The sequence below is a fragment of the Acinetobacter sp. LT1 genome (assembly GCF_059800965.1).
This window is the reverse complement of record NZ_JBBAXE010000009.1, coordinates 111,489-130,884: the sequence shown is the minus strand read 5'-3', so window position 1 is coordinate 130,884 and position 19,396 is coordinate 111,489. Positions and strand designations below refer to the sequence as shown.

General features: G+C 36.6%; 17 protein-coding genes. 7 read left to right on the top strand and 10 right to left on the bottom strand.

The window, feature by feature from the left end; all coding sequences use genetic code 11:
• Positions 1-24 precede the first annotated feature (24 nt).
• Positions 25-894: a DUF2797 domain-containing protein gene (locus WBW42_RS11010; RefSeq protein ID WP_004708933.1), complete on the top strand. Its 870-nt coding sequence runs from the start codon at positions 25-27 to the stop codon at positions 892-894.
• Between the two features lie 35 nt (positions 895-929).
• Here the strand turns inward: WBW42_RS11010 and lpxB are convergent, their stop codons facing one another.
• On the bottom strand, positions 930-2,105 hold the full coding sequence (gene lpxB, locus WBW42_RS11005; protein ID WP_032057498.1) for a lipid-A-disaccharide synthase: 1,176 nt from the start codon (positions 2,103-2,105) through the stop codon (positions 930-932).
• A 220-nt stretch (positions 2,106-2,325) separates the two neighbouring features.
• Between lpxB and WBW42_RS11000 the strand changes: the two genes are divergently transcribed.
• The 4 genes from WBW42_RS11000 (at position 2,326) to WBW42_RS10985 (ending at position 6,654) form a co-directional block, all read left to right on the top strand.
• Positions 2,326-4,461 carry a TonB-dependent siderophore receptor gene (locus WBW42_RS11000; RefSeq protein WP_284105520.1) on the top strand — a complete coding sequence of 712 codons (2,136 nt, stop codon included), beginning with the start codon at positions 2,326-2,328 and terminating at the stop codon, positions 4,459-4,461.
• A gap of 66 nt (positions 4,462-4,527) precedes the next feature.
• Positions 4,528-4,827, top strand: a complete 300-nt coding sequence (locus WBW42_RS10995) for a hypothetical protein (RefSeq protein WP_032056970.1) — start codon at positions 4,528-4,530, stop codon at positions 4,825-4,827.
• Entirely contained in the window at positions 4,820-6,376 is a 1,557-nt protein-coding gene (locus WBW42_RS10990) for a PepSY-associated TM helix domain-containing protein (RefSeq protein WP_032056971.1), read from the top strand. The genes WBW42_RS10995 and WBW42_RS10990 overlap by 8 nt, the downstream gene beginning before the upstream one ends.
• On the top strand, positions 6,373-6,654 hold the full coding sequence (locus WBW42_RS10985) for a hypothetical protein (protein WP_032056973.1): 282 nt from the start codon (positions 6,373-6,375) through the stop codon (positions 6,652-6,654). The genes WBW42_RS10990 and WBW42_RS10985 overlap by 4 nt, the downstream gene beginning before the upstream one ends.
• Here the strand turns inward: WBW42_RS10985 and WBW42_RS10980 are convergent.
• The gene (locus WBW42_RS10980; RefSeq protein ID WP_080776883.1) at positions 6,629-6,745 is read right to left on the bottom strand and encodes a hypothetical protein; all 117 of its coding nucleotides are present in this window, start codon (positions 6,743-6,745) and stop codon (positions 6,629-6,631) included. The genes WBW42_RS10985 and WBW42_RS10980 overlap by 26 nt on opposite strands.
• A gap of 61 nt (positions 6,746-6,806) precedes the next feature.
• On the opposite strand from WBW42_RS10980, the gene WBW42_RS10975 reads away from it, so the two are divergent.
• Both WBW42_RS10975 and WBW42_RS10970 read left to right on the top strand, forming a co-directional pair.
• Positions 6,807-7,694 (top strand): sulfite exporter TauE/SafE family protein, encoded by an 888-nt coding sequence (locus WBW42_RS10975; RefSeq protein WP_032052162.1) that lies wholly within the window; start codon positions 6,807-6,809, stop codon positions 7,692-7,694.
• Between the two features lie 96 nt (positions 7,695-7,790).
• Complete coding sequence (locus tag WBW42_RS10970; protein ID WP_017482234.1) at positions 7,791-8,900, top strand: 3-deoxy-7-phosphoheptulonate synthase; 1,110 nt, start codon at positions 7,791-7,793, stop codon at positions 8,898-8,900.
• A 72-nt stretch (positions 8,901-8,972) separates the two neighbouring features.
• On the opposite strand, the gene WBW42_RS10965 is transcribed toward WBW42_RS10970, so the two are convergent.
• From WBW42_RS10965 to WBW42_RS10930, 8 genes are all read right to left on the bottom strand, one after another.
• Positions 8,973-9,716: an adenosylcobinamide-GDP ribazoletransferase gene (locus tag WBW42_RS10965; protein ID WP_032056975.1), complete on the bottom strand. Its 744-nt coding sequence runs from the start codon at positions 9,714-9,716 to the stop codon at positions 8,973-8,975.
• A 106-nt stretch (positions 9,717-9,822) separates the two neighbouring features.
• Positions 9,823-11,391: a histidine-type phosphatase gene (locus WBW42_RS10960; RefSeq protein WP_032056977.1), complete on the bottom strand. Its 1,569-nt coding sequence runs from the start codon at positions 11,389-11,391 to the stop codon at positions 9,823-9,825.
• 122 nt (positions 11,392-11,513) lie between these two features.
• Positions 11,514-12,113, bottom strand: a complete 600-nt coding sequence (locus tag WBW42_RS10955; RefSeq protein WP_032056978.1) for a histidine phosphatase family protein — start codon at positions 12,111-12,113, stop codon at positions 11,514-11,516.
• Positions 12,106-13,161: a nicotinate-nucleotide--dimethylbenzimidazole phosphoribosyltransferase gene (gene cobT, locus WBW42_RS10950; RefSeq protein WP_032056979.1), complete on the bottom strand. Its 1,056-nt coding sequence runs from the start codon at positions 13,159-13,161 to the stop codon at positions 12,106-12,108. The genes WBW42_RS10955 and cobT overlap by 8 nt, the downstream gene beginning before the upstream one ends.
• Before the next feature lies 1 nt (position 13,162).
• Positions 13,163-13,681: a bifunctional adenosylcobinamide kinase/adenosylcobinamide-phosphate guanylyltransferase gene (gene cobU / locus WBW42_RS10945; RefSeq protein WP_163114484.1), complete on the bottom strand. Its 519-nt coding sequence runs from the start codon at positions 13,679-13,681 to the stop codon at positions 13,163-13,165.
• The gene (locus WBW42_RS10940) at positions 13,669-14,295 is read right to left on the bottom strand and encodes a 2'-5' RNA ligase family protein (RefSeq protein ID WP_032056981.1); all 627 of its coding nucleotides are present in this window, start codon (positions 14,293-14,295) and stop codon (positions 13,669-13,671) included. The genes cobU and WBW42_RS10940 overlap by 13 nt, the downstream gene beginning before the upstream one ends.
• A gap of 100 nt (positions 14,296-14,395) precedes the next feature.
• The gene (gene mtlD / locus WBW42_RS10935) at positions 14,396-16,543 is read right to left on the bottom strand and encodes a bifunctional mannitol-1-phosphate dehydrogenase/phosphatase (protein ID WP_032056982.1); all 2,148 of its coding nucleotides are present in this window, start codon (positions 16,541-16,543) and stop codon (positions 14,396-14,398) included.
• A gap of 564 nt (positions 16,544-17,107) precedes the next feature.
• Positions 17,108-19,339 (bottom strand): TonB-dependent receptor, encoded by a 2,232-nt coding sequence (locus tag WBW42_RS10930; RefSeq protein ID WP_032070428.1) that lies wholly within the window; start codon positions 19,337-19,339, stop codon positions 17,108-17,110.
• Between the last annotated feature and the right edge of the window lie 57 nt (positions 19,340-19,396).

Here is a 19,396-nt window from a genome sequence, read left to right as displayed (position 1 = left end):
TTGAAAGATGTGAGTTTAAACTTTATGGAACTACAAGGCATTTGCCATAAAATGCATGCAGGCCTAAAAGATGCTAGTGTAACTGATCAACAGACAACCAAGGCAAATGTTGAATACAAATTTGTATTAGACCGTTCAGAAATTGATCTTCCTTTTAATTTAGGACAAGAACTAGAAATCGAATGGACAGGTAATATTTATTGCACTTCTTGTGGCACTAAAACACCAAAGTCTTATTCTCAAGGCCACTGCTTTAAATGTTTTAAGACCAAAGCAGAATGTGACCTTTGTATTATGAAACCTGAAACATGTCACTATCACTTAGGCACATGTCGTGAAGATGACTTTGCCCATAGCGTTTGTTTCCAACCACATATTGTATATTTGGCAAACTCTAGTGCTTTAAAAGTGGGTATTACTCGTGTTAGCCATATGCCAGGTCGTTGGTTAGATCAAGGTGCAACTCAAGCCTTACCTATTTTAAAAGTTGGATCACGCCGTTTATCTGGTCAACTTGAAACCATGTTTGGTTCTTTAATTGCTGATAAAACAGATTGGCGCAAACTCCTCAAGGGTGAAGCTGAACCTTTAAATATGGTTGAACAACGGGATCAATTAATCGAAGAGTTCGCCCCTAAAATTCAAACTATTCGTGAAGAATTTAGTCAAAACCTTGAATTTAACGAAACGGTTGAACTACTAGAAAATGAATTGCCACGTGAGTTTGTTTACCCAGTTGAACAATATCCTGAAAAAATTAAGTCTCTAAACTTAGATAAAACACCGAAAATTCGCGGTGTATTACAAGGGATTAAAGGCCAATATTTAATTTTTGATATTGGTGTTATCAACATTCGTAAATATACTGGTTACGAGCTGATTGTACGTGCCTGAGTAGATTTAAAAAGCCCCTAAAAATGGGGCTTTTTTTACTTTTCAAGTACTTTTAGGACTGCTTGGACTGGGTCTTCTGTATTTCCAGAAATAAGCTGTTTATGCATAGTTAAATGTTGCATCACTTGAATTTGAGCTGTCTCAACATTCATTAGTTTTTCTATTTCAGCTGCTAAATTTTCAGGTGTGGCATCAGCTTGAATTAGCTCTTCAATTACTTTTTTACCCGCAATAATATTAGGCAAAGAGTAATAAGGAATTTTCACCAAGAATTTAGCAATTAAATAAGTTAACCAATGCAATTTATAGAATGTGACCATTGGTCGATGCATCAGCATGGCTTCTAATGTCGCCGTTCCTGATGCTAAAGCAATAACGTCACTCGCGTTCATGACCATACGACCAATTTTCGATTCACTATCTGTATTTTCTAAAATATGAATTTTTGCTTTTAATTGAGGCGCTAATTGTTCAACACCCTGCTCAATCTGTTGTTTACGAGCATCGTTAATTGCCGGAATTAAAAATTGAATGTCTGGATGTTTGGTATGCAAAATATTGGCAGCCCCCAGTAACATAGGAAGAAGACGCTCTACTTCACCTTTGCGGCTACCAGGTAACAAGGCAATATGTTTTTGATTTTCATCAATACCCAATTGCTGTTTGGCAATTTGAATTGGATTCTCAAGTGGCAATTGTTTAGCTAGCGGATGTCCGACAAATGCTGCTGGAACTTTATATTGTTCATAAAAAACTTTTTCAAAAGGAAATAAGCAAAGTACTAAATCTATACTTTGTTTGATGCCATGAACACGCCCTTGGCGCCACGCCCAAACTGATGGGCTCACATATTGAACTGTTTTTATTGGAAGATTCTTTTCTTTAATACTTTTCGAAAGTCTAAGGTTAAAGTCTGGTGCATCAATACCTATAAACATATCAACCGGATGTTGAGTCCATTGATTGATTAGACCATCACGCACGGCGAATAATTTTTTTAAATCTTTTAAGACCTCAACAATCCCCATCACAGATAGAGTTTCCATTGGGTAATAACTATTAAAACCTTCAGCAATCATTTGAGGACCACCGATTCCCTCAAATTCGGCATCGATTCCTTGTTCTCGAAAACTACGCATAAGTTTCACACCAAGCGTATCTCCAGAAACTTCACCAACTACAATGCCTATTTTAAGTTTTCGGTTTGCCAAGGTCATTTACCCAAGAATTTGAAATAATGCATTCTAGCATAGAGGTTTATCAATCTTGAACTTGATCTATATGTACTTACCAAGAGCAGCCACAGTACAAACTATCTAAAATTACACTCATTCACCATCTTTTAATCTAAATTAACAATGCAATTTGAATTGTAGCTTACATTTACAAACAATAAAATAAATGAGAATTATTTACATTATCCTTAATCTTATGAATATCCCACCTCGACCATTTAAGCTTACCGTAATCGCCTGCGCGATTTGTTATGCGAACCTCTCTCATGCTCAGGATTCAGAGGTACAATCTTTACAGACAATTCAAGTTAAAGCATCAAATGCTGAGCAGTCTTCTGAACAAACCAAAGCATATAATGTTAAGAACTCGAGTAGCGCAACCAAGCTTAATATTGAGGCTAAAGAAACTCCTCAAACCATTAACGTCGTTACTCGTCAGCAAATAGAAGATTTTGGTCTTACTAGTACCCGAGATGTTTTAAAAAATACCCCAGGTGTAACAGTATCTAATCAAGAAACTGAGCGAACTACTTATATGGCTCGTGGTTTTGAGATTTCAAATATATTAACTGACGGCGTAGGTTTTCCCCTCTCAGGTTATAACTATAACAATACGAATCCTGATACTTATTTCTATGATCGTGTAGAAGTTGTTAAAGGTGCTGATTCTTTAACTAACGCCTTCGGTGATCCAAGTGCAACAATCAATAATATTCGAAAACGCCCGACTCAGGAATTCCAAGCAAGTGGCGGTGTAAGTTATGGCTCTTGGGATACGCAGCGTTATGAAGCTGATGTTTCTGGCGCAATTATACCGAGTGGAAAAGTACGTGGCCGTATTATGGGCTATAAACAAACTGGTGATTCTTACCTTGACCGCTATTCTTCTGAGAAAAATGGTTTCGCAGGTATTATTGAAGCTGATTTGACAGATAGCACTTTACTTACCGCAGGTTATAGCCAAGAACAAAATAAACCTAATGCAAATAACTGGGGTTCTCTGCCTTTATTAGATGCCAATGGTAAACAAATTTCATATGATCGTTCATATAATCCAAACCCTGACTGGGCACACTGGGATAATGAAACTCAAAATGCTTTTGTTGAATTAAAGCAAAAAATTAATGACCTATGGACGGCTAAGCTAACTTACAACTATCTTGATACGAAGCATAATAGCCGTCTTCTCTATTACTATGGTTATCCAAAAGCTGACGGTTCAGGTGTTTCTCTAACTCCTTGGGGTGGCCAAGAACACCAAGAAAAACATGCTGTCGATTTTAATCTCGAAGGGAGCTATAAGCTTTTTAACCAAGAACATGAGGCATCTTTGGGCTATAGCTATGTACGTAATCATCAGCAAGATAAACAATCTACAGGAACGATTAACGATAGTAACGTTATAAAATCAACCACTACAGATTGGGCAAGTTGGACACCGCAATCTATAACTTGGTCGAATTTTACGGAAGCCGCAAACTATAAACAGAATATTAACTCCATCTATGCCGCGACACGCTTACATCTTAATGAAGATTTAAAACTTTTACTTGGTGCAAACTATGTCCAAGCTGAAAGTAAAGGTGAAAGTTATGGTTCACCAATGTCATATAGTGAAAGTAAAGTCTCACCATATGTTGGACTAACTTATAACTTTACACCTGAATATACAGGTTATATGAGTTACACCTCAATTTTCCGTCCTCAAACTGGTATTGATAAAGATACCAATCAAGCTTTAAAACCTATTGATGGTAAAAGCTATGAAATGGGCGTAAAAAGTTCATGGCTAGATGACCGTTTAACAGGAACACTTTCAGTATTTAAAACTGAACAAAATAATTACCCTTTACGCAGCTCTGATGGAAATCCACTTAATCGAAAAGTACCAACGAGTGATTTAGAGTCACAAGGTGTAGAAGTCAGTCTATCAGGTCAAATTACTGATAACGTAAATCTTTCTTTCGGCTATGCTCAATTTAGTATTAAAGATACAAAAAATGGTGGCGAGGCAAGAACCTACAATCCAAACCAGACACTTAACTTGCTAACCACCTATACTCCGCCAGCTTTACCTAAGCTGAAAGTTGGTGCAGGTTTACAATGGCAAGATGGGATAAAGTTATATGATTCAAATGTAAACAGTACGATCAAACAAGATGCATATGCTTTAGTCAATTTAATGGCAAGCTATGAAGTCAATGATCATATTACGCTTCAAGCAAATGGTAATAATATTTTTGACAAGAAATATTTAAATAGTTTCCCCGATGGGCAAGCTTTTTATGGCGCTCCAGCCAATTATACAGTTGCTGTAAAGTTTAAATATTAATACCGTAGCCAATCCCAATTTAGGGATTGGCTTTACTTATTATTCTTTGTTTATGTGTCAGTAAAGATGTCCAAAACTGTAAATCTCCCTGTGTCATATCGTATAAAAGTTTTCTATCGATTCTTGCTAGTTTTCGGTATGGGCTTTGCCTGTATGACGTATTTAAGTCTTGGACTCACTGGAATTTTCCTTTTGAATCTGGACAAAGCTGAGGCTATCTATCTTTCAGCATTTATATCGATTTTATTTTACGTAGTCTTTGTAATTGTTGGTTTCTGCATTCAATCATTAGTACGACTGACCATTGTATCAATCGCACTATTTGCCCTTTTCTTTATTGTGACACGGACGGTGGGTTATGCATAAAGGTATACGTCAATCTATGGCATGGCTACACTCATGGACTGGCTTAATTTTTGGATGGCTCGTGTTTGCCATTTTCTTAATGGGTAGCCTATCTTATTACCGCCACGAAATTAATTTATGGATGCAGCCTGCACTTGCGCAATATGAAGTAAAGCAAGATATTGCTATTAAAACAGCATATCAATATTTACAAGAAAACGCTCCAGACGCCAAATCTTGGTACTTAACTGTGGCTACACCAGAAAGTCCCGTCAACACCATGTATTGGGAAAAAGCTGACGGCGGTTATGGTAATGCCACACTTGATGCTAATACGGGAAAAGAACTTCAACTTTCGGCAACCCTAGGCGGAGATTTTTTTTACCGCTTCCATTACCAACTTTTTGGCATTCCAATAATAGTTGGGCGATTAGTCGTATGTCTTGCCGCATTTATTATGCTGATTGCTTTGGTTTCAGGCATTATTACCCATAAAAAAATATTCACTGACTTTTTTACTTTACGTACATTTAAGTCTCAGCGTTCATGGCTAGACTTTCATAATATTTCTTCAGTCATTGCTCTGCCCTTCTTTTTAACCATAACATTTACAGGCTTAGCTATTTTCTTTTATTTATATCTGCCTTGGGGAATGCAAAAACTTTACCCTGAAAACCCTTATCAATATTTTACCGAAATCCGCACAAAGACTATATTTGAGAATCAATCGATTCAACCTGCTCAAAACTTAGCTATTGAGAAGCTGCTGAGCCAAGTTCAACAAAGTTGGGGCAACCAACCTTTATCAACAATGAGTGTAAAAAATCCAAATACCAATCAAGCTCAAATTACATTTATTCAAAAAGAAGACCGCACTATTACTCGAAATCAGCCTCAAATTACATTAAATGCTTCAACTGGCAAAGTCTTAGAAGACACACGTAATAATAGCCCTATTGCAACATTGAATGCGGGTGTTTATGGCCTGCACATGGCAACATTTGCTCAGCCTTTACTTCGTTTAGGATTCTTTTTCTCAGGCATTTTAGGCTGTGTAATGATTGCTTCTGGTTTATTACTTTGGAGTCTTAAACGCCAAATTCAAAATAAAAATAGTCAGTTTCATTTCGGACACTATTTAGTTGACCGTTTAAATGTTGCAGCATTTGTAGGATTGCCTTGTGCAACTGTGGCCTATTTAAGCTCAAATCGATTGTTTACAGTCACGTCAACCACAATCAATTATGAAGTTTATAGCTTTTTCTTGGTTTGGTTAATTAGCTTAATCATTGCATTAATCACTAAAAAACAGCATTTGTGGCGAACTCAACTTAGCGTTTTTATTATGCTGTGTCTTGCACTTCCAATCTTAAATCTAATTTATTTACTTAAACATGAGTATGTTCAAAGCCTCAGTGATTATTGGACCTTTGCACGTGTAGATGTATTTTTGTGGCTATTTGCAGCTTTAGCCATTTTTATATTTTGCAAAATTCAACCTATCCAGCATAAAGCTGTCGCAAAAATTCAAAAAAAGCTGAATAAATTAAATACTGAGGTGAGCTCATGATTCTTATAGCTTTCATCTTAATTTTATTAGGGATGTATATGTTGTTTATGGCGAGCGAGAAATATCGATCGCCGAAATCAACAGGTCATTTCAAATCGTTAGCTCAAAAGTATTACCGATATTTCAAAATAGCCGCATTCATATTATTTGGTTTATGTGCATTTATTCTTATTCAACAATATAAATTTTCAATTGGTTTTGTCAGTTGGTGGATCTTTGCAACGCCATTAACTTTTCTTCTTATACTTTTAGTTAACCCACTAAAGTCACCAAAATAATCATTTTCTTTAAAAAATGATGAAAAATAGTACAAGCTAAGCAAAATTTTCGTTGCTTAGCTTTTTTTTGCATAAGTAAATCATTATTCATGACAACTGTTTATCTCTAAAAGGAATAAGATATCTGCGTTTCGTGATAAGTGGCGATAAAGATGTCTGGTGCTTTTGAATTTATCTTAGCGGGTATGTTAGTTGGTTTCTGTGTAGGGATTACAGGAGTTGGTGGTGGATCATTAATGACACCAATTTTAATTAGTCTTTTTAGAATTGAACCTCATATCGCGATTGGTACCGATTTACTTTATGCCGCAATCTCAAAATTTTGTGGATCAATGGTTCACGCTAGAAAACTCAATATTGTCTGGCCAATTGTTTTATGGTTAGCAGTAGGTAGTATTCCTGCATCTTTCGGTACTTCATGGGTACTTGAGCATTATTTAAGCCAGTCAACACACTATAAAGCTGTACTCACCATGGTGTTAGGTTTTATGCTGACCTTAACTGGTGTTTCCATCATTTTCCGTACGCGTATTGAGAAATTCTTTAATAAATTCAGAACTAAAGAAGTCACTCAAACTGAAAATGAGCAGTTGGCAATCCATAAAAAACGTAGCTTTATCGTGATTATGGGCATCATTTTAGGTGTATTCGTAACTCTTTCATCAGTTGGTGCGGGTGCATTTGGAATCATGGCACTTGTGATTATGTTCCCGAACTTACCTATGATCCGAATTATTGGGTCGGATGTTGTACATGCAGTATTGCTTACCTTAGTGGCTGGCCTTGGACACATGAGTGCTGGTAACGTCGACTTTACACTTCTGATGTGGTTATTGGTGGGTTCAATTCCAGCAATTATTATTGGAACATTAATTAGCTCTCGTATGCCTGAACGTTTAATCCGAAAAATTCTAGGGATTACCCTATTTGCCCTCGGTGTTAACTTTATGGTTCATCCAGTCAAAGCAAAACCGAAAGCACCTGTGGTACAACAACAAGCAGTAGTTGCCGAAAAAACAGGCAACTCGACTGAAAGATAGTAAAATCAATAGGATTTTTCCAATCTGAAATACCATGAGATGTAGTATTTTCATAATTATTTCATGGTATATTCAGTACACAAAACAACCTTTAGTATGATCGAACCAGTGACAGCAATGACTACACATTCAAATTCCGTTTCAAAGCCAGATATCGACGACGTTAATATTAAAAGCATTCAAACTCTTGTAACACCAAATGAGCTTAAGTCAGAACTTCCTTTATCTGATGTTGCTTCGCAAACTGTTCTAAAAGGCCGCGAAACTATTCGTAATATTTTAGATGGTTCAGATAAACGTTTGTTTGTTGTTATTGGTCCTTGCTCTATTCACGACCCAAAAGCTGCTCACGAATATGCTGATCGCTTAAAAGCGCTAAGCGAAAAGGTTAAAGATACCCTATATCTAGTTATGCGTGTTTATTTTGAAAAACCACGTACGACAATTGGTTGGAAAGGTCTAATCAATGACCCGGATATGAACGACTCATTTAACATCGAAAAAGGTTTACGTATTGGTCGTAAACTCTTGCTTGAGTTAAATGAAAAAGGTTTGCCATGTGCAACTGAAGCACTCGATCCTAACTCTCCACAGTACTACCAAGACTTAATTTCATGGTCTGCAATTGGCGCACGTACAACCGAGAGCCAAACTCACCGTGAAATGTCTTCTGGCTTATCTTCACCAGTTGGTTTTAAAAATGGTACAGACGGTGGCTTAACTGTTGCAACCAATGCGATGCAATCTGTTAAATATGGCCATAGTTTCTTAGGTCTAAATGAAGACGGTCAGGTTTCAATTATTAATACAAATGGTAACCCTTATGCACACGTTGTATTACGTGGTGGTAATGGTAAACCAAACTATGACGCAGGCTCTGTTGCAGAAGCAGAAAATGCTTTAGCAAAAGCTAAAGTGAGCAACAAAATTATGATTGATGCGAGCCATGCTAACTCAAATAAAGACCCGTATTTACAACCACTTGTTCTTAAAAATATTACTGAACAAATTTTAGATGGTAATAAGTCAATCGTAGGTATTATGGTTGAAAGTCACTTAAAAGGTGGACGCCAAGATATTCCTGACAATCTTTGTGATTTAGAATATGGCAAATCAGTAACTGATGGTTGTATCGATTGGGAAACTACTGAAAAGACATTGCTTGAAATGCATGAAGCTTTAAAAGATGTTTTACCAAACCGCTAATTCATCTTTTTAAGATTGAAAATTAAGCCCTCATTTTTTGAGGGCTTTTTTATTTTTGGATGAAACTCAAAATTAAAGTAAATAAAAATAACTCAAAACAAAAGCAAAAAGGAGTACGGTTTCACTTAGTTCAATCGCTGCACCAACTGTATCCCCCGTAATACCACCAATTCTTTTAATAAACAGATGTCTTAAATAAACGAGACTTATTAAAAAACTAATGATGGCAATAAGCCCTTGCAACTCCCAATACAAAGGTAATAGTAGAACGAACCCAGCGATTATCCATGAAGTTGTTTTAGGTAAGTGATCTGTTAAAGAACGCCCTAAACCTTTTTCACGGACATATGGCGTAGTTAAAAACAAAATAGACGGCACAACACGTCCAAGTACGGGGACAAAGACTAAAAATAACGTATGATGCTGTTCAATCAACACATAAATCAGTACAAGCTTGAGCAAACAAATAATAACTAAGCTGAGAACTCCAATTGGACCACAACTTGGATCCTTCATGATTTGTAAGGTACGTAGTTTGTCTCCAAAACCGCCTACCCATGCATCTGCCGTATCTGCTAGACCATCTAGATGTAATCCCCCTGTCAGCCAAATCCATAAAGTCATTATGATGGTAGCAAGCAAAATAACCGGTAATTTAACTAAAAGACACGAGATAAGAAAAAGAATGCCGCCAATAATCAGCCCGACCAGTGGATAAAACAAAATAGCTCGACCATTTTGTTGCGCCGTTGGCATTGTCTTTAGCTCAATAGGCAGAACAGTTAAAAATTGCAATGCAATCCAAAAAGGTGTCATATCCAAGTCTCTAACTGATCTATATTTAAAAGCAAATTGGATTATGAAGAAATAAAAATGGGAATAGCAATCCCTATTCCCATTAAAGACTTCAAAAACTGAAAATCTATTGCATTTGATAGCACTGTTTCAATTTGATGTAGTCGTAGTAAAAACTAGTTGGTGTATAACGTGCATAGTTACATGCAGATTTGAACAAAGTTTCTTTTTCGTTATAAAGCATTTTTACCAAAGTATTGCCTTGGCTATTTTGGTAAATATCCCATTGGACATTTGCCGCCATAGGTGAAACTACTTCACCACGCCATGCGCTGGTTGAGTAATTATAAGTCTGATGTAGTGGTAAAGGCTGCATCATATTATGTAAATCTAGGCTGGTTGCCAAAGGAATAATAATTTCAGCATGAGCAAACCGTAAAACTGCTTTGTAAGGCTGAGCTTTATTCACCACGGCATCAACTTGTTGGAACAGGTCCTGTTTAAGTCCTTGAGCAATTTCACTTGTGACTTGATTTGACTCTGTAAAACTTGGACCTTTTTCGTAAAAATCGTTTGCATCATTAAATTCAGCGTAGAATTTCGCAGCATCTAACGGCATATATTTATCAAAATCGATACCCTTTAACTCATCTTTCATGCCACCAGAAATTGAATAGAGCTCATAAATATAAGCTGCTGCATCAACTGCACTAGTAATTGTATTTTTACCCTTACCTTTTTCTGTAATTTGCTCACCTTTAGGTGAAGTTACCGTAAAGGATCCGGTATTGCTAAAGCTATAACCTGTTGTGCCCAGTTTTTTAATAAAGTCTGCTTTAAAAATCGGATTAAGTACAGTTTGGGCTATTTTTTCAGCTTCTGTATTTTTTGATAACTCATCTAACTTTTGGGCTAAATCTTTATTATTTTCTTCAAAATCTTGATAGGACTGACTAGCATCATAAATTTTCTGTTGGCTAGGACTCAATGATTGAACCAAGTCTTCGTCTGCATTCAAACTATGAAAATAAAGTTTAAAACGATCAACGCCACCATCTTCAACACTTGGAATACTTTCACTCGATAAATTGGTATAAGACAATGGAACAATTTTATCTTTCAGTGGCGGTCGTTGTTTGATGAGTTCAGCAGTGAAGAATTTTGCACTATCTACAGCACGATCCACTCCAGAACTTTGTACCAATATAGATGCTTGCGAGTTTAAAAGAGTTGGTAAGCGCTGTAATAAGCGATCGGCAATGCCGCGGTGTTCTAAAATACCAGTCATGGTTTCATTCCCATAACCATACTGGCGGATCCCTTCCACGCCATAACCTAATAAGATATTTGCCTTCATCATGGCTTCTAAATCAGCACCTAATTGCTCACCTAATGGTGTTAAGGCATTTTCTGCTTTTGCCTGTTTCCATAAATTATAAAGTGCCAAATCATATTTCAGACTTGAGAGACCTCTTGAACCATGACGTGCCACTAGCTCTGTAAAAACTGGCTGAAATCCATTCGGTGCTTTTTCATAGTTTTTTATTTCTTGTTGAGGTTGGTAAGGCGTTTTTGTTTGATAATATTTTGATTGGTTTGTAGATGGTGCAGTTTGAGCTTCTTGATCATCATTATTGTTACAGGCTACGAGTAATAGTGATGCGGCGAGCATAGTTGTTTTAAATAAAATATTCATAAGCCAGATGTGTGATTAATAAGAAATGCTATTAGCTTAGATATTAGCAATGACAGTTCTATTACACAGGCTAAAATAATATTGTAAAAATAACAACTTACAAGTGTATAAAAATAAATCTACTATCTTAACTTAAAAGTTACTTGACCATCTGTTTCATAAAATTCGAGTGAATATAATTTTCCAAGCTCTGCTGGCATTTTAAGTAAGTCATCTAGAGGTTGTTGTCTGGCTAAACAAGCCAATAGCTTAATCACACCGCCATGAGTAACAACTAAAGCATGCTGTAAGTTTTGCTTTTGCATATGCTTCAGCAAATCTTGAAAGCCTTTAAGAACCCTTATTTGAAACTGGTTTAATGTTTCTGCGCGAGGTGGACAATATTGACTCGGTTTTTGCCAAAAATTTGCAAGTAATTCGGGTGAAGTTTCATAAATTTGCTGAGTTGAGACGCCTTCCCAATCACCAAAATACATTTCCTTTAAGTCATGATTTAGAAGTAAAGGCAGCTGAGTTGTCTTCGCAAGTTGCTCAGCAAAACAAGCACAACGCTTTAATGATGAACTTATAATAACATCCCATGGCTGATTAGCCACTTGCTCAATGGTTGACTGCATTTGCTGCCAACCTTTTGCCGTTAACTCATCATCTAAATGACCACGTAAAGTATGGCTATATTGACTTTCGCCATGTCTGAGCAAATCAATTCTAAATTTACCCAATTTTATCCCCGCTTACAGCAGCTTCGGCAAATGTAGCCATCTGGTTGTGTAATACACATGCCATTTTAACCAATGCCAAAGCAGCGCCAGCACCACTACCTTCACCTAAACGTAAATTCATTTTTAAAATCGGCTCAGCATTGAGTTCTTGTAAAATACGTTGGTGGCCATATTCTGCCGATTGATGCCCAAAAAGCATCCAGTCAAGTACTTTAGGGTTCATCCGCACTGCGCATAAAGCAGCGACCGAACTAATAAAACCATCCACAATGATAGGTAAGCCCACCTGCGCACAGCGGATATAAGCCCCTGTAATTGCCGCAATTTCCAATCCACCAACTGCACACAGTGTTTTGAACGCATCGCCAGTAACATGTTTATGATGAAGTTCAATTGCCTTTTCAATTACTTCAATTTTATGTCTTAACTGATCTGCACCAATTCCAGTACCGACTCCGGTTAATTGCTCGGCAGTATCATTTAATAAAAGACATGCTAAGGCAGAAGCAGAACAGGTATTTCCAATTCCCATTTCACCAGCAATATAAATATCTGCACCTTTAGATTTGGCCGTGTCTACACTGTTTTTTCCTAACTCTAAAGCAGCAAGACATTCATCTGCATTCATTGCGGCTTGTTTAGCAAAATTTGCTGTGCCGACACGAATACAATGACGTTCAACCCCTGCATATTGATATGCTTCACCAACTGTACCGCAATCAATCACTTGTAAATGTGCTTGATGATATTTGGCAATGACACTAATTGCTGCGCCACCAGTCGTGAAGTTTTGTAACATTTGACGGGTAACGGCTTGAGGATATGCAGAGATATTTTCTTCAACCACGCCATGATCGCCAGCAAAAACTGTAATCCATGGATGGTTAATGTGTGGATGCGCATTTGATTGCAAACTAGCAAGTTTTACTGCTATCAGTTCTAGATCACCTAAAGCACCTGTAGGTTTGGTCAGTTGAAGCTGGTGTTGCTCAGCTTGTTGTTTTGCGTCCACATCAGGTTTCTGTACAGATTCTAACCACCAGTTCATTTTATTTCTCACCTTTTAAAATCATTGGAAAACCAGCCACACAAAACACAACCTTATTTGCAATTTGCCCTAGAGCTTGATGTAGTCTGCCTGCTTCATCGACAAACCGACGACTAATCTCACCGAGTGGCACAACGCCTAAACCCGTTTCATTACTTACTAAAATAATTTCTGACTGAAGCGTGGGTAAAACTTTTAATAGTTGCTCACACTCAAGTTGTTGAATATTTTGATCTTCTAAAAGTAACAAATTGGTTAGCCAAAGTGTTAAACAATCCACCAAAATAATTTGATTAGGGCGATCAATTTTTTGTAGAGCATTTGCTAAATTTAATGGTTCTTCAACCAAAGACCAGTGAGCAGGACGTTGATTTTGATGGTGTTCAATTCGATTTTGCATTTCTGGGTCAAGCGCTTGCGCCGTAGCAACATAAGTCACAGCTAATTGCATATTTATTGCTGTTTGTTCAGCCAGTCGGCTTTTGCCAGAACGGGCTCCACCCAAAATCAGTTGCAACATGAATCACCTAAGAACAAATGCTGAGATGGATATAACTTACCTTGTAAAGTTTGAGCTTGATAATAACCAAATGTTAAATGCTCAACTTTAAAGTCAAATTCAGTGTGTTTGTATTGTACAGGTAATTCAGAAATTTTATGTAAAATCAAATCACTACTATAGTCTTTTTTATACAACCCCAAAGTAATATGCGGACAATATTCTAAAGCCGCAATTTCATTAGAAACTAAACCTAACTTTTGGCGTATCTGAGATAAGATATTTTCGGTGTCTCCTATTTCTACAAATAAAGCACTACTAAAACTATCGACTGAACCAATTTTTAAATAAAACGGAGCAAAATCTTCTTTTCTTAAGATTTCTCTTTGCTGTACAAACTCACCAAAACTAAAGTCATCACCATAAATTTTAGTTTCGTTAGTTAAGAATCCACATATAAATAATGTGACATGATATTGGCGATGATTAGGTTCTATTAAAAATTCTGAAAAATGTGCACGCAAGGCATCTAAATAATCAACTATTTTTTGATCATTAATTTCTAAATACCATAACGCATAATTTTGGCGCCCAAGATGCCACTCAGGATAATCCCGTATAGATGTTGGCATCATGAACGTCGAGGGTTTTAGCAACACAGCTTTAATTCAAAATCATTAAGTTTTTGTATTAAAGCATGTTTGCCTTTCAGTTGTAGAGCATAATTAAAAGGATTTAGGCATATTGAGTTCGCGCTTTTTGTGAGTTGACAATATTCATGTTTAAAGGCTGTTTGCCTTGTTCAGAAAATAAATATTGAACTAATTGTGTTAACTCAACTTCAAGTTGTGCTTTTTGAGCAGCACTCATATCCAGTTTTTTAACTTGCTCGTGCAAATGTTTAATTGCATCAGTCTCTTCAATTTCTAAAAATTGAATCGCATAGGCATAACCCAAAGCAGCACCTTTTAATAGGTTTTTATAAGGTAAATCATGTGCGATATTTAACTCAATTGATGCGATTACTCTTTCATTATGAGTTAACTTGCGAAGTGGATCTCGTGCCACTCTTTGACAAGGATCTTTAAAAGCATATTCACATGAGTCTAGAAAGCTTTGTGCCATGCGGTCCAGATCTTTTGCATAATTAGGTAATACAATTGCAAGCCCTTGCTTTACTTCTCTAATTAAGTTTTCTGCAAACACTTTAACTGAATGATCCCCCATGGCAACACCAATAGACTCATAACCTAGTAAAGATGCGTACCAAGCAAGCATGGCATGCACGCCATTCCATAGTCGGTTTTTGATTAATTGAATGTCTGTAATCTGATTCACCAAGACAACTTGACGCAACTTTTCAAGTAAAGGGCTGCCTTTTTCTACATAAATTGGCATATCCGTTTCGCTATGAAACAGAATTAGATCCATGCTTTGTAATATATGGCCTGGCTGAAAATTACGGCGCATGTTATCAACATATAAAGATGCCTGATTTTGCTGATCTTGAGTCAATTTATTACAGTCTTCAATTTCGATTTGTTCCTCGTTTTCCACATCTTCTAAATGCTGTTCAAGAAAATTATGCTTAATACGAAGTTGGCGATATAAATTTTGATTAGATAGCTTTGAAACCATGCGGTTTACAACGGTGTCGCAAAAGTAATGTTCTTTTAAAATATGCTCAGTCACATCTTCATCGTTGGTCAATTCTAGTAGAGCTTCTCTAAGATGTTTCATAACTAAATATTTCGCACCGACTTTATTTAAAATAATTAGAAAAGTTAACGGTTCAATACATGTTTCAAGTGATGAGTTAAAACGTGCATATAGCCCTTTTGCAATTATTTTTGCCTCAACTTCGATGGCCTGTTCGGGTAAACACAGTGCGATCAAACTTGAATGGGTATACATCTCCAACATTTGTTGTTCATTTTCAGAATCAACAATGGTCATATTCTCAATACGTTCATCATAAGAAAATTGCCCATAGCGAATGCTATATGTTCCAAATGCATTCACAGCTTCGCGAAAAAGACTATTACGTGTTGAAGCAATAATTTTTTTTGGTTTTGTGTACCCATCCCAATGTGACAAGATTTGCGCTACGTAACCACCGCCAATAGCACCAAAACCATGTATCCCAACTGTAAGTTGATTCAGACTTTGCGGAAAAGGTTCCTGCATTTCCGGCATGTCCATAACAGGGATAAATTGGTCGAGATCGGTTAAAAAGTCATACATCTGATCATAATAAAAATGTGCTTTTTCCAGCATTTCGTCATTTGGTTCTTTAATATCTTTTAATAAAATCGTTAAACCTTTTGAAGTGTGAGCTGAAGTTAAACCATTTTCAGAATCTTCAAACATAAGACACTGGTTAGCGTCCAAGTGAAGTTGACTAGCAGCTTTTAAAAAGATTTCTGGATGCGGCTTTCCTTGCTCTACTTCATCACCACAGGTAATCACATCAAAAAATTTATAAACATTCGCATTAATTAAATATTCTTCGGCAATTGCCCTACGGCTTGAAGTCGCAACAGCCATTCTTAAACCAGATTTTCGTAAACGTTCTAAAACTTGAACCAAACCTTTTTTAATCGGTACGCCGTGTTTTCGAATATATTCGAGCTCCATCTCATCAGCTTTTTTTCGAATTTCTTTATATGGAACATTTACGCCATATAGACGTTGAGCCAGTTGCTCAGCAGTAGTTGCACTTAAGCCTAAACATTGCATTAAATATTCGTGTGAAAACTCCTGTCCAATGAGTTCTTGAGATGCCTGTTGCAATGTTTGAAACCGTAATCGCTCAGTGTCAAACATTGTCCCATCCATATCGAAGATAGCTCCGTGAACAGGTTTTCCATGAAAAATAAGCACGTTTTTACCTCTTTTTTTGATCATGTTTTATTCAGGGTATACAAAAAAATGGCTAAAAAGGTAGGATGTTAATAAATGAAACATTAGTGGTTATTTTTTAATCAAAAACATACTCGATCTGTTACTGTATAGAGTTAAATGTCCAAAAGAGTTGAAATGTATAAATAACTATGAACCTAACTTTAATTACAAAAACAGCAGGCCATCCTCGCCTACTGCTTTTGATTAGTTCTTTTTGTTGCGCTGATAATGTTTATTTTTCTTTGTTCCATTTACCGCTAGTTGAACCTGCCTATTTTTATAATATCCTGCAGGCGCTCACATACCAGAAATCAACTCATCTTTTTCAACACCATTGTTATTGGAGTCTCTGGTATAACTTTAAATCGCCTAAAACTTAGCATTACAGTAGTAGACGTTAATCTTAATTACTAGAACGTTTCTCAACCTTCAATATGGATATTGATAATCATTTACATTTAATAATGCAAGTTTATTTTATTTTTTTTTTAAATTTATTAAGGAATACCTATGATTTATAGATATTCCCTATCTCACTTCACATTAATAATTAAATGTATAACTGAGGCCGTAAGTACGCCCTTCAGCTGGTATACTTTCTACAAGACCATATACTTTTTCTGCTTGTTGACTATAAATAGTTCGATAGTCTCTATTCCAAACATTATATACACCAAAATCTATACGTCCTTTCCAAGCTGGAAAATGAGCCAAAACATCCATCGTGCTATAGCCTTTAATTTTTACAGCTGAAAGTGAACCATCTTTTACTGCTTCATTTGTACCTTTTATAGCAAGAATTTGCATACGAGCACCATATCCTTCATCACTGTTCCACTCGGCAAAAACAGTACCTTTGATTGGTGAAACTTGAAAAGCATTCAACTCTTTCCATTTACCATCCGTATCTTTATATTGACCTCGCGTATAACCCAGTGTTCCCCCAACTTTAAACTCTTCCATAAATGGGTAGGTCGCCGTTAGTTCAGCACCATATACACGTTGGTCTTTGTCCATAACCTCAGCAACAGTTTCTTTATTACTGTTCTTGTAGAATTGAACAACTTTATCTGAGGTATTATAGAAACCTGTTATACCTAGATTTAGGCTTTGCTCCCCTTGTAAACGCCAGCCTAGTTCATAGCTGTTTACACTAATAGGTTGGATATTCGCTGTTGAGATATTAAATGCATCACGCATCATCCGTTGTACATCTGGAAAACTAAAACCTTGAGAGAAATTAGCAAATATTTGCTGCTCATCTGTTAATTTATATATCGCTCCCAAATTAAATAAAACAGCATCGTCATTTACAGATCCGCTTGGCTGTATCCCATTTTTAGTCGAGTACTGTTCTGTTTCAGCTTTAATATATTGATAACGAGTACCAGCCTGGACATTCATACGGTCTGTTAAAGCGTAATCACCTTGTATAAAAACGCCAGCACTTTGAATTGTTGTATTTGGACCGGCATCGGAAGTTTTACCTGTAGGTTTATAGGTCAAACCTGTATTAAATGCTGTGAAATGCTCGTAGTGTTGTTGATCTTTTTCATGTTCATAATCTAAGCCATAAGTTAGATTAAGATCACGATTCATAATATTTAAATCACTTTGTATTGTTGAACGCAGACCAGCCACTTTGATTTCAGATTGAGATTGTTTTGCTTCTGTACCTTCCCCTCCTAAAAAGACTGGAAAGAAACGAGCATCTTCTTTACGGTAATATCCTTCTAAATTTAAGACCTGACCTAAAATATCTTTATTTTGGTATTGAGTGTTGAATGCATAGCGCTCTGTAAAAGGCTGATTAGATATTTCTAAACCCTTTTTCCCAATATATGAGTTAGGCGCTCCTCCATAAATATAATTTTTCCCATAATCAGGACCATAATTCGTATCTTGTTCATCTTTATAATATTGCGAACCCAAACTTAGTGATTGGTAATCAGTTAAATCTATATTTATACGACTATTAATATCAATTGTATCAGTATCAGGACGGCTACCTTGCATAGGTGCTATAGCAATACGATCACCATGGCTATCGAACTGAGATCCGCGACTAGTGAAATTAGCCCCTAAAAAACCATTTATATTATCTTTATTAAATGAAATAGATTGGCCAATTTCATAAGCTAGACTATCACTTCGAAATGTATCGGAAGACGTAATACCAAGTTTAGTTTCAAAACTTACTGGTTTAGTCGAATCAGCACGTTTCGTAATAATATTAATAATCCCGCCGGTAGAACCTGATCCATAAATACTTGTAGCTCCTGAAAGAACTTCAATACGTTCAATCATGCCTGGACTAATACTATTTAGTTGCCGAGCAACATCGCGTGAGCCATTTTGCGATACGCCGTCAATCATAATCATGACATCACGACCACGCATTGTTTGCCCATAGTTGGTAGTTGTTCCACTACTCACCCCAAGTGATGGAACCAACTGAGCCAGTATATCGGCAATTTTTCGTCCAGCAGTTGCCTGTTGTTCAATTTGCTGCTTTTCAATCGTTTGAACTGTGCCTGCAATTTCAGCAATATTTTTTGGCGTCCTTGTCGCCGTCACTATAATTTTTTGCAATTGAGCTACAGGCTTTTGTGTCGGTTGATTATTAAGGGCTGCCTTTTCAATATTTGTATTTGCATAAACCTGCTGCGCAAACATTGCTGCTAGAGCAATACAACAAGGATTTAATTTAAAATATCGTGATTCAGCACACATCAGATGATTTGAGTTAGCCCCAACCTTTTTGTATCGATGCATTTTCCCTTTCTCCAAACCCAAAAGTTATTAGATAGTTATAAGGCTCGAAATAATACT

Excerpts from the sequence above, each read along its gene's own strand:
- WBW42_RS11010 (WP_004708933.1), top strand. The coding sequence starts at position 25 with ATGGAACTACAAGGCATTTGCCATAAAATGCATGCAGGCCTAAAAGAT.
- WBW42_RS11000 (WP_284105520.1), top strand. The coding sequence starts at position 2,326 with ATGAATATCCCACCTCGACCATTTAAGCTTACCGTAATCGCCTGCGCG.
- WBW42_RS10995 (WP_032056970.1), top strand. The coding sequence starts at position 4,528 with ATGTCCAAAACTGTAAATCTCCCTGTGTCATATCGTATAAAAGTTTTC.
- WBW42_RS10990 (WP_032056971.1), top strand. The coding sequence starts at position 4,820 with ATGCATAAAGGTATACGTCAATCTATGGCATGGCTACACTCATGGACT.
- WBW42_RS10985 (WP_032056973.1), top strand. The coding sequence starts at position 6,373 with ATGATTCTTATAGCTTTCATCTTAATTTTATTAGGGATGTATATGTTG.
- WBW42_RS10980 (WP_080776883.1), bottom strand. The coding sequence starts at position 6,745 with ATGAATAATGATTTACTTATGCAAAAAAAAGCTAAGCAACGAAAATTT.
- WBW42_RS10975 (WP_032052162.1), top strand. The coding sequence starts at position 6,807 with ATGTCTGGTGCTTTTGAATTTATCTTAGCGGGTATGTTAGTTGGTTTC.
- WBW42_RS10970 (WP_017482234.1), top strand. The coding sequence starts at position 7,791 with ATGATCGAACCAGTGACAGCAATGACTACACATTCAAATTCCGTTTCA.
- WBW42_RS10965 (WP_032056975.1), bottom strand. The coding sequence starts at position 9,716 with ATGACACCTTTTTGGATTGCATTGCAATTTTTAACTGTTCTGCCTATT.
- WBW42_RS10960 (WP_032056977.1), bottom strand. The coding sequence starts at position 11,391 with ATGAATATTTTATTTAAAACAACTATGCTCGCCGCATCACTATTACTC.
- cobT (WP_032056979.1), bottom strand. The coding sequence starts at position 13,161 with ATGAACTGGTGGTTAGAATCTGTACAGAAACCTGATGTGGACGCAAAA.
- cobU (WP_163114484.1), bottom strand. The coding sequence starts at position 13,681 with ATGTTGCAACTGATTTTGGGTGGAGCCCGTTCTGGCAAAAGCCGACTG.
- WBW42_RS10940 (WP_032056981.1), bottom strand. The coding sequence starts at position 14,295 with ATGATGCCAACATCTATACGGGATTATCCTGAGTGGCATCTTGGGCGC.
- WBW42_RS10930 (WP_032070428.1), bottom strand. The coding sequence starts at position 19,339 with ATGCATCGATACAAAAAGGTTGGGGCTAACTCAAATCATCTGATGTGT.